Genomic DNA, 8,845 nt, shown 5'->3' on the forward strand with positions numbered 1-8,845 from the left:
GTACCCAGTACCCAGTACCTGTTTTCCCTTAACGAAGGAACCGCCATGACCCACCCATTCTCAATCGCCATCCACGGCGGCGCAGGCACAATCGAACGCAGATTAATGACCCCAGAGCTTGAAGCCGATTATCGCAAAGCGTTAGCGCAGTCGGTATTGGCGGGGCATGCGGTTCTTGTTCAAGGTGGCAGCGCTGTTGATGCCACGGTTGCTGCTGTGACGGTGATGGAAGACAGCCCGCTCTTTAATGCGGGAAAAGGGTCAGTGCTCACGCATGATGAAACGGTTGAGATGGATGCCAGTGTGATGGATGGCAATGGACTTAATGCTGGCGCTGTCACTTTGATTCGTCACATCAAAAACCCCATACAGCTTGCGCGTGACGTGATGCAAAAAAGCCCGCATGCGATGCTTGCGGGCGAGGGGGCGGAATCTTTTGCGTTCAAAGAGTGCGGTTACAGCTATACAGAGCAAGATTACTTCTTTACCGAGAGGCGCTACAAAGAATTGCGCGTCATGAAAAAGACGGGTGGCGTGGCGCTTTCTGAAGCCCGTTATCCTGATGAGAAAAAACACGGCACGGTTGGCGCTGTTGCGTTGGATAAAAACGGCAATCTTGCGGCAGCAACCAGCACCGGTGGATTAACCAACAAACGTTGGGGGCGCGTCGGAGATACGCCAATCATTGGTGGCGGAAACTTTGCGCGTAATGGCAATGTGGCGGTATCGGCAACAGGAATGGGCGAGCTATTGATGCGCTGTACCGTTGCTGGTGACATTGCGGGACGCATGCAATATGGCAATGCCAATATGGAGCAAGCGTGTCGTGACGTTATTCACGGTGATTTTCTTTCGCTAGGCGGCGAGGGCGGTGTGATTGCGATTGATGCGAGCGGTGCAGTCAACTTCGAATTGAATTGTCCGGGCATGTACCGCGCGACGGTCGATGCGGATGGCAATGCGCGGGTAGCGATATTTGCAGATGAAGCCCTTTCTGTGGTGAGCGAGTAACGAGAGGCGAGGTTCGAGATCTTTGCTCTTTCTCGTTCCTCGCGATCTGCTTTTTCTCGCCCCTAGCTCCTGTGTTCAGTAGTGAGGCGGCGGTGTTTCTTCGTTCATACTCGCAATGTTTGCGGGTTCCATCGCTTTTAGTTTTGTCACCAAGAAGGCAATCTGCGTGTTCATTCGCATGATCGCATTTTGTTGTTCAGTGACTGCATCGTTGAGTTCTTCGATGGTGTGCTCTTGAAATGCTTGTTTGATTTCAAGGTCTTCAACTTGCTTCTGTAAGCGCTCTAATTCTTTCATATCGTTACTATTCCTGCGATATCCAGGCTTGTGCAATGCCGGCTGATGTTGCGGATATTACACGCCCTGTTGGATCTATCGCGACATCATACACCACCGCACTCGGTGGTCGCGTATTTTGTTGTTCCTCCGCTAGCCAGCGTCCGATGTTATCACCGCTTTGGGTATCCCATGATTCTATGCGTCTACCGGGAGTCCCTGTGACTAAGACCTCGCCATCATCCGAGAAACGCGCCGTTGAGAAGTTTGGATGGCGGTGGAACATATTGAGTTCGGTACGCGGTTCGCCCGTAGAGAGATCCCACACAATGGCTGTGTCGTCTCCGTCTGCTGAAAAGGCGTATTTTCCCGTGCGGTGTAACTCGACGCGAGTTATACGGTGTGCATGTGGAAATTCATTCAGCACTTGGCCGGATTCAGTGCTCCAAAAGAAGGCGTTATGGTCATTCCCTCCTGACAGCGCGAACTTGCCATTGGGCGACAAAGACACGCTATTCACTTTATCTTGGTGAGCAAGGAACTCTAAGCGTCTTCCTGTGCCTAAGTCCACGAACAAGGCTTTGCCGTTCGATAACGCAAGCAATACTTTTTGCCCGTTGTTACTGATATCGAGGTCTCGAATGATGCCGTCTGATATGGACCACAGGCCCTCGGCTTGCCCCCACGCTAAATCCCAGACCGCAAAGTTCTGTGATGTGGCAGTAATGGCGTAACGATTGTTGTCTGATATTTGGCTCGCGATCACAGTGTTTCTATCTTGATCCTGATATCCGAAATCTGCCAACTGTTTGTTTTGCATAAGATCCCAGAGCACGATACCTTGTTCTGTTGATGCCATAAGGCCGAAACGGCCTTCACGACTTAAGCTGAAACTGGTCACTCCATCAGGCTGCAACGTCCAACGTTGTGCTTCATGCGAGGAGTGAAAGCACCCTGAAAGTGCTAGCAGTGTCAGAATTAAGCAAATTGTGGCGACGATTTGTCGTATCACGCTTGTGTTCCTTTTCTTGGGACCCTATAACGTCGAGTATATTGATCGTTTCAGGCTTTCGCATCGTTGTCGCGTAAGCGAATAAGAGAAATGTGGTTTGAATACCAACGGAGTAACCAATGAAATCAGTTTTTAAAATGTCACTGTTAGCTGCGACTGTCGCTCTAGCTGTGGGCTGTCAGCAAGAAGAAGTAAAAGAAACGAAGACAGCTGCGGTTGAAGCTCCTGCTGCCGTAGAAACCGTGACATTTGCAACAGAAGATGACAAAGCCGCTTATGCAATCGGTGCATCGTTGGCGCAATACCTGAAAGCGAACCTTGATCAGCAAGAAGAAATTGGCCTGAGCTTAAGCTCTGATCTTGTCCTGCAAGGTGTACAAGATGCGTTTGCTGATAAATCAAAATTGAGTGATGAAGAAGCACAAGCTGCGCTTCAATCACTGGACCAGCGTGTTGCTGAGATGGCACAAAAACAATCTGAAGAGAAAGCGGCTGCGGCTGTGAAAGCAGGCGAAGATTTCCGCGCAACGTTCTCAAAAACTGAAGGTGTAACTACCACAGATTCAGGTCTGATGTACCAAGTAGAAACCTTGGGTGAAGGTGCGAAACCTGCAGCGGAAGACACCGTTGTTGTTCATTACAAAGGCACATTGACTGACGGTACACAATTCGACAGCTCTTACGATCGTAACCAACCTGCGACTTTCCCGCTTAACCGCGTGATCCCTGGCTGGACGGAAGGCGTTCAATTGATGCCAGTGGGCTCTAAGTTCAAATTCGTCATTCCGCCTGAGTTGGCTTACGGCGCACAAGACACACCTGCGATTCCAGCAAACTCAACCTTGGTGTTTGATGTTGAGCTAATCGAAATTAAAGGTGACGCAGCGAAGGCAGAAACGACACAAGGTTAATCACCTTTACGTTAGTTTTATGCAACGTTCAAAAACCCCAGTCTCGTACTGGGGTTTTTTCATTTTCTTGAACCAAGTCTGTTAAACTTATTACTAGATTTTAAAGTTTGCAGCTTTCGTTTATCTTTTACTCTTCGATAGACGATAACCCACAAAAGGAAAGAAGCCTGTGCCGACAGACAGTTTTGGTGCGGATGTAATTGTCGAAAGTGACTTCATTGAGGTCAATCCATTCACAGTACAAGACCGCGTGATACTCAAATCTTACGAAGCCGTTGTTGACGGTTTAGCCGCGTTGATTGGTCAGCACTGTGAAATCGTGTTGCACTCACTGGAAAACTTGAACACGTCGGCCATCAAAATTGCCAATGGTGAAAACACAGGCCGCCAAGTGGGTTCGCCGATCACTGACCTTGCGCTTCGTATGCTGCGTGACATTGAAGGTTCAGAGCGGAACTTCTCCCGTGCTTATTTCACGCGTGCGAAGGGCAATACCTTGATGAAATCCATCACGGTCGCTATTCGTAATGCGGACAATCGTGTGATTGGTTTGCTGTGTATCAACATTAACTTGGATGCGCCATTCTCCCAAGTGCTGCAGGCATTTATGCCGACTGAAGAAGCGCGCCAAGCAGCATCATCGGTGAATTTCGCCAGCGATGTGGATGAGTTGGTTGACCAAACCGTTGAACGCACGATAGAAGAAATCAACGCAGATAAGTCGGTATCGAACAACACGAAAAACCGTCAGATCGTGATGGAGCTTTACGATAAAGGCATTTTCGATATCAAAGACGCCATCAACCGTGTGGCAGATCGCCTAAACATTTCCAAGCACACTGTGTATCTCTACATCCGTCAACGCAAAGGCGAGGAAGGGGAAAAATGAGCCTCAATTATGTGTTAGTGGTGAGTGCGCCAGTTTATGGTCGCCAAGCATCGCTTTCCGCATACCGCTTCGCGCAAGCTGTGATTGAACAGGGACACACGCTCACGCGTGTGTTTTTCTATCAAGATGGTGTGTCGAATGCATCGTCTTTGACTGTACCTGCAAACGATGAATTTGATTTGGTCGCCGCGTGGCAGGATTTGTCATCAGAGCATGGTGTGGAACTTGAAACCTGCGTTGCGGCGGCATTGCGCCGCGGCCAAATCAGTGATGACGAAGCAAAACAGCATGCGTTGCCAACATCCAATATGGCAAAGGGCTTTACCCAAGCGGGATTGGGTGGTTTGTCAGAATCGTTATTAACCGCTGATCGCGTTGTGCAGTTTTAGGTGGCCCATGAGTAAACTCGGTTTCGTTTTTTCTACTGCACCACATGGATCTGCAAGCGGGCGAGAAGGTCTCGATGCCGTTCTTTCGACCTCCAATTACAGCGAAAACATTGCGTTGTTCTTCGTAGGTGATGGTGTTTTCCAACTCCTCGCGAACCAACAGCCTGATGTGGTGCTCAGCCGCGACTATATTTCAACGTTTAAAATGCTGTCGTTGTGTGATGTCGAAGAAATCTATGTTTGTGAGCAGTCTTTAGCAGAAAGAGGCTTAACGAACACGGCACTTATCATCGATGCAGATGTTGTCGAACGCAGCGTGATTGCGTCGCAATTGACTGAATGTGTCAAAGTCCTCCAGTTTTAGGTGCATCGGATGTTACATACGCTTTATACCTCACCGTATTCTTCATCTTCATTGAAGCTTTGCCTCGATTATGCGCAAGCGCCGAGCGCGATCCTTCTTGCTGAAGATGCTGTCGTTGCCGCTATTGAGCAAGGAGAGTGGTTTCTGCCACTTCTTTCTTCAAATCATCGAATTTACGTACTGCAGGAAGACGTTCAAGCAAGAGGACTGGAAGGAAAAATTGCCAGTGAGTTTGAACTTGTTGATATTAAAGGTTTTGTTTGTTTGACGGAGCAGCATGTCACGCAAATGAAATGGTGAATATCGCCACGATCAGCTAGCGTAAAGACGTAATATCTCGGTGTTTACAAAATGCACTGAACATTGATCGTTGTATAAATCTTGACACCTAAATAGACGACGCATAAAATTTCGCGTCCCTACTTTTGTGGGGCATAGATTTTTCACACTTATACGTAAGTAATATCAGGAGCTATTTAATGGCAACTATTAACCAGCTGGTACGCAAACCACGCATCAAGCAAGTTGCTAAAAGCAACGTGCCTGCGCTGGAAGCGTGTCCGCAAAAACGTGGTGTTTGTACTCGTGTTTACACCACTACGCCTAAAAAACCTAACTCGGCACTACGTAAAGTATGTCGTGTTCGCTTGACCAACGGTTTTGAAGTTACTTCATACATCGGTGGTGAAGGTCACAACCTTCAAGAGCACAGCGTTGTTCTAATCCGCGGCGGTCGTGTAAAAGACCTTCCAGGTGTGCGTTACCACACCGTCCGTGGTGCGCTTGACTGTGCAGGCGTTAACGACCGTAAACAAGGTCGTTCTAAGTACGGTGTGAAGCGTCCTAAGTCTTAATGGAATCCGTTAAGTAAGGCCAAACACTAATTAATTTGTAATTTTGAAAAAACTGAAAAGTTTTGGATAAAACCTGAAGAAGACAACGGAGAATTCCATGCCACGTCGTCGCGTAATTGGTCAGCGTAAAATCCTTCCGGATCCTAAGTTCGGATCAGAGCTGCTGGCAAAATTTGTAAACATCGTAATGGTTGACGGTAAAAAGTCGACTGCTGAAAAAATCGTTTATGGTGCATTGGACATCATGGCTGAGCGTTCTGGTAAAGATCACCTAGCCCTGTTTGAACTAGCTCTTGATAACGTTCGCCCTGCGGTAGAAGTTAAATCTCGCCGTGTTGGTGGTTCAACTTACCAAGTACCTGTAGAAGTACGTCCGGTTCGCCGTAACGCACTTGCTATGCGTTGGTTGGTTGAAGCTGCGCGTAAGCGTGGTGAAAAATCTATGGCTCAACGTCTAGCTAATGAAATGCTAGATGCATCTGAGAACAAAGGTACTGCGGTTAAGAAACGTGAAGACGTTCACCGTATGGCTGACGCTAACAAAGCGTTTGCTCATTACCGCTGGTAATACCTTTTTAGGCGCGGCATTTGCCGCGCCTAAACCACATTCTAAGGTTGACCTTAGTAAGAGGATACTACTGTGGCTCGTAAGACCCCGATTGAGCGCTACCGTAACATCGGTATTTGTGCTCACGTAGACGCAGGTAAAACTACAACAACAGAGCGTATCCTGTTTTATACCGGTCTTTCTCACAAAATTGGTGAAGTGCACGATGGTGCCGCAACCATGGACTGGATGGAGCAGGAGCAGGAACGTGGTATCACTATCACATCCGCTGCGACTACCACCTTCTGGCATGGTATGGATGCACAATTCGCTGAGCATCGCATCAATATCATCGATACCCCTGGACACGTTGACTTCACCATTGAAGTTGAACGTTCATTGCGCGTATTGGATGGTGCAGTCGTTGTATTCTGTGGCTCTTCTGGTGTTGAACCTCAGTCTGAGACTGTTTGGCGTCAAGCCGACAAATATCAAGTTCCTCGTATGGTTTTCGTCAATAAGATGGACCGTACAGGCGCAGACTTTTTGCGCGTAGTTAATCAGATTAAAGATCGACTAGGTGCTAACCCTGTTCCTATTCATTTGAATATTGGCGCAGAAGATGAGTTTCGCGGTGTAATCGACCTTATCAAAATGAAGGCGATTAACTGGAATGAAGCTGATCAGGGAATGACCTTCAGTTATGAAGAGATCCCTGCTGACATGCAAGAGCTGGCTGAAGAGTGGCATCAAAACCTTATTGAAGCGGCTGCTGAAGCAAATGAAGAGCTGATGGACAAATACCTCGAAGACGGGGAATTGACTGAAGCCGAAATCAAGCAAGCTTTGCGTGAACGCACACTAAACAACGAAATCGTACTGGCAACTTGTGGTTCTGCATTTAAGAACAAAGGTGTTCAGGCGGTGCTAGATGCTGTTGTTGAATTCCTTCCTTCGCCGGTTGACGTGAAAGCGATCAATGGTGAAGACGAAGATGGCAATGTGATCGACCGTCATGCTGACGATAACGAACCATTTGCAGCACTAGCATTCAAAATCGCCACTGACCCATTTGTGGGCACATTAACCTTCCTGCGTGTTTATTCAGGTGTGGTTAATACGGGCGACACAGTTTATAACTCTGTGAAGCAAAAACGTGAGCGTTTTGGCCGTATCGTTCAGATGCACTCAAATAAACGCGAAGAGATCAAAGAGATCCGCGCGGGTGACATCGCAGCAGCAATTGGTCTGAAAGACGTGACGACAGGAGACACACTTTGTGCTCTAGAATCTAAAGTGATTCTGGAACGTATGGAGTTCCCTGAGCCAGTTATTCAGATCGCTGTTGAGCCTCGCTCACAAGCTGATCAAGAAAAAATGGGTATCGCGCTGGGTAAACTGGCGGCAGAAGATCCATCGTTCCGCGTTGAAACTGACATGGAATCAGGGCAAACCCTGATCTCTGGTATGGGCGAATTGCACCTCGACATCATTGTCGACCGCATGCGCCGTGAGTTCAGCGTTGAATGTAATGTAGGTAAGCCTCAGGTGGCATACCGTGAAACCATCCGTGGTAATGCTGAAGTCGAAGGCAAGTTCGTTAAGCAATCTGGTGGTCGCGGTCAGTATGGTCATGTATGGATCAAACTGGAGCCGTCTGAACTCGGCGAAGGCTTTGTCTTTGTTGATGAAATCGTTGGTGGTTCAGTACCAAAAGAATACATCAGTTCAGTGTCTAAAGGCATTGAAGAGCAGATGAGTAGTGGTGTCCTTGCCGGTTACCCAGTACTTGACGTGAAAGCCACGTTGTTTGATGGCTCTTATCATGATGTTGACTCCAACGAAATGGCGTTTAAAATCGCTGCATCTATGGCCTTTAAGAAAGGAGCGCTTGAAGCGCAACCTGTTATTCTTGAGCCAATGATGAAAGTGGAAATCACCACTCCAGAAGACTGGATGGGTGATGTAGTGGGTGACTTGAATCGCCGCCGTGGTTTGATTTCTGGTATGGACGATGGTCCTGCTGGCTTGAGAATCATCCGCGCACAGGTACCGCTGGCTGAGATGTTTGGTTACGCAACTGACTTGCGTTCAGCGACTCAGGGCCGCGCATCTTACTCTATGGAATTCAGTGAATACGCTGATGTTCCAAAGAACGTTGCTGATTCAATCATCGCACAGCGTTGTTGATTAGTAGCTTTGATGCTGGCATTGTTCGCCAGCATTGATAAAAACTTCTGATCGCACTTACGACGGTAGGTGCGGCTCATAACTAGGAAGGAACACGATCGTGTCTAAAGAAAAATTTGAACGTACGAAACCGCACGTTAACGTTGGTACTATCGGCCACGTTGACCACGGTAAAACTACTCTAACTGCAGCAATCTGTACTGTACTTTCTAAAGTATACGGCGGTTCTGCACGTGACTTCGCATCTATCGATAACGCTCCAGAAGAGCGCGAGCGCGGTATCACTATCTCTACGTCACACGTAGAATACGATACTCCTTCTCGTCACTACGCACACGTAGACTGCCCAGGACACGCCGATTATGTTAAAAACATGATCACTGGTGCTGCGCAAATGGACGG

At 48.0% G+C, this 8,845-nt stretch carries 12 protein-coding genes; 10 read left to right on the forward strand and 2 right to left on the reverse strand.

The window, feature by feature from the left end:
• Window positions 1–45 precede the first annotated feature (45 nt).
• Window positions 46–1,011 (forward strand): isoaspartyl peptidase/L-asparaginase family protein, encoded by a 966-nt coding sequence (locus tag BCT27_RS19435; RefSeq protein WP_102396527.1) that lies wholly within the window; start codon window positions 46–48, stop codon window positions 1,009–1,011.
• A 75-nt stretch (window positions 1,012–1,086) separates the two neighbouring features.
• On the opposite strand, the gene BCT27_RS19440 is transcribed toward BCT27_RS19435, so the two are convergent.
• Together BCT27_RS19440 and BCT27_RS19445 are read right to left on the reverse strand one after the other, a co-directional pair.
• Complete coding sequence (locus BCT27_RS19440; protein WP_017013173.1) at window positions 1,087–1,308, reverse strand: SlyX family protein; 222 nt, start codon at window positions 1,306–1,308, stop codon at window positions 1,087–1,089.
• A 7-nt stretch (window positions 1,309–1,315) separates the two neighbouring features.
• Window positions 1,316–2,296: a WD40 repeat domain-containing protein gene (locus BCT27_RS19445; protein ID WP_102396528.1), complete on the reverse strand. Its 981-nt coding sequence runs from the start codon at window positions 2,294–2,296 to the stop codon at window positions 1,316–1,318.
• 122 nt (window positions 2,297–2,418) lie between these two features.
• On the opposite strand from BCT27_RS19445, the gene fkpA reads away from it, so the two are divergent.
• The 9 genes from fkpA to BCT27_RS19490 all read left to right on the forward strand — a co-directional run.
• Window positions 2,419–3,210 (forward strand): FKBP-type peptidyl-prolyl cis-trans isomerase, encoded by a 792-nt coding sequence (gene fkpA / locus BCT27_RS19450; protein ID WP_102316822.1) that lies wholly within the window; start codon window positions 2,419–2,421, stop codon window positions 3,208–3,210.
• 169 nt (window positions 3,211–3,379) lie between these two features.
• Entirely contained in the window at window positions 3,380–4,099 is a 720-nt protein-coding gene (locus BCT27_RS19455) for a helix-turn-helix transcriptional regulator (protein WP_017010449.1), read from the forward strand.
• Complete coding sequence (gene tusD, locus BCT27_RS19460; RefSeq protein ID WP_102316823.1) at window positions 4,096–4,488, forward strand: sulfurtransferase complex subunit TusD; 393 nt, start codon at window positions 4,096–4,098, stop codon at window positions 4,486–4,488. The genes BCT27_RS19455 and tusD overlap by 4 nt, the downstream gene beginning before the upstream one ends.
• 7 nt (window positions 4,489–4,495) lie before the next feature.
• Complete coding sequence (tusC, locus tag BCT27_RS19465; RefSeq protein ID WP_017010447.1) at window positions 4,496–4,852, forward strand: sulfurtransferase complex subunit TusC; 357 nt, start codon at window positions 4,496–4,498, stop codon at window positions 4,850–4,852.
• 9 nt (window positions 4,853–4,861) lie between these two features.
• On the forward strand, window positions 4,862–5,152 hold the full coding sequence (gene tusB, locus BCT27_RS19470) for a sulfurtransferase complex subunit TusB (protein ID WP_102316824.1): 291 nt from the start codon (window positions 4,862–4,864) through the stop codon (window positions 5,150–5,152).
• Between the two features lie 179 nt (window positions 5,153–5,331).
• Entirely contained in the window at window positions 5,332–5,706 is a 375-nt protein-coding gene (gene rpsL / locus BCT27_RS19475) for a 30S ribosomal protein S12 (protein WP_002535163.1), read from the forward strand.
• Between the two features lie 97 nt (window positions 5,707–5,803).
• Window positions 5,804–6,274 carry a 30S ribosomal protein S7 gene (rpsG, locus tag BCT27_RS19480; protein ID WP_017010445.1) on the forward strand — a complete coding sequence of 157 codons (471 nt, stop codon included), beginning with the start codon at window positions 5,804–5,806 and terminating at the stop codon, window positions 6,272–6,274.
• Window positions 6,275–6,346: 72 nt separating this feature from the next.
• Window positions 6,347–8,443, forward strand: a complete 2,097-nt coding sequence (gene fusA, locus BCT27_RS19485; RefSeq protein WP_102316825.1) for an elongation factor G — start codon at window positions 6,347–6,349, stop codon at window positions 8,441–8,443.
• A 100-nt stretch (window positions 8,444–8,543) separates the two neighbouring features.
• Window positions 8,544–8,845 (forward strand): GTP-binding protein (locus tag BCT27_RS19490; RefSeq protein WP_241905164.1); only part of this gene is annotated, 302 nt, incomplete at its 3' end.

Source organism: Enterovibrio norvegicus, from assembly GCF_002876705.1.
Lineage (GTDB): Bacteria > Pseudomonadota > Gammaproteobacteria > Enterobacterales > Vibrionaceae > Enterovibrio > Enterovibrio norvegicus_B.

Excerpts from the sequence above, each read along its gene's own strand:
- rpsL (WP_002535163.1), top strand. The coding sequence starts at position 5,332 with ATGGCAACTATTAACCAGCTGGTACGCAAACCACGCATCAAGCAAGTT.
- tusD (WP_102316823.1), top strand. The coding sequence starts at position 4,096 with ATGAGCCTCAATTATGTGTTAGTGGTGAGTGCGCCAGTTTATGGTCGC.
- rpsG (WP_017010445.1), top strand. The coding sequence starts at position 5,804 with ATGCCACGTCGTCGCGTAATTGGTCAGCGTAAAATCCTTCCGGATCCT.
- tusB (WP_102316824.1), top strand. The coding sequence starts at position 4,862 with ATGTTACATACGCTTTATACCTCACCGTATTCTTCATCTTCATTGAAG.
- fkpA (WP_102316822.1), top strand. The coding sequence starts at position 2,419 with ATGAAATCAGTTTTTAAAATGTCACTGTTAGCTGCGACTGTCGCTCTA.
- tusC (WP_017010447.1), top strand. The coding sequence starts at position 4,496 with ATGAGTAAACTCGGTTTCGTTTTTTCTACTGCACCACATGGATCTGCA.
- BCT27_RS19440 (WP_017013173.1), bottom strand. The coding sequence starts at position 1,308 with ATGAAAGAATTAGAGCGCTTACAGAAGCAAGTTGAAGACCTTGAAATC.
- BCT27_RS19435 (WP_102396527.1), top strand. The coding sequence starts at position 46 with ATGACCCACCCATTCTCAATCGCCATCCACGGCGGCGCAGGCACAATC.